The organism is Robertmurraya sp. DFI.2.37 (genome assembly GCF_029211245.1).
GTDB lineage: Bacteria > Bacillota > Bacilli > Bacillales > Cytobacillaceae > Robertmurraya > Robertmurraya methanolica_A.
The window spans coordinates 1-293 of record NZ_JARGEJ010000749.1 but is presented as its reverse complement, the minus strand read 5'-3'; the positions used below and the strand labels follow the sequence as shown (position 1 = coordinate 293).

At 36.2% G+C, this 293-nt stretch carries 1 pseudogene; it reads left to right on the top strand.

Annotated features, from left to right (window positions below):
- A pseudogene (locus PZE06_RS28480) lies at nucleotides 1-195 on the top strand (protein-glutamine gamma-glutamyltransferase); the annotation flags it as partial.
- Between the last annotated feature and the right edge of the window lie 98 nt (nucleotides 196-293).

The window sequence follows — 293 nt, the reverse complement described above, 5'->3', positions numbered from 1 at the left end:
CCGGTATGGATCGGTGAAAATGCCGTTTATTTCGGGGATGATCAATACTTTGGACATGGGATAGGAATAAAATCGAGGGAAGAAATGATAAGAGCTTTAAATACATTAAGAAAACCGAATGCCCAGAAGTCGGCTTATTTACTATCACAATATAGTCGTCTTGATTTTCTTTATTTATTGCAATTTTCCTATTAAATGAATTCGGTTTGTAGTCATGCCTGAAGCTAAAAGGGAAATATGTAGTGCACTGGGCGCCTTCTTTTGCAAAATACTCGATCAGAAAAGATTTTCTT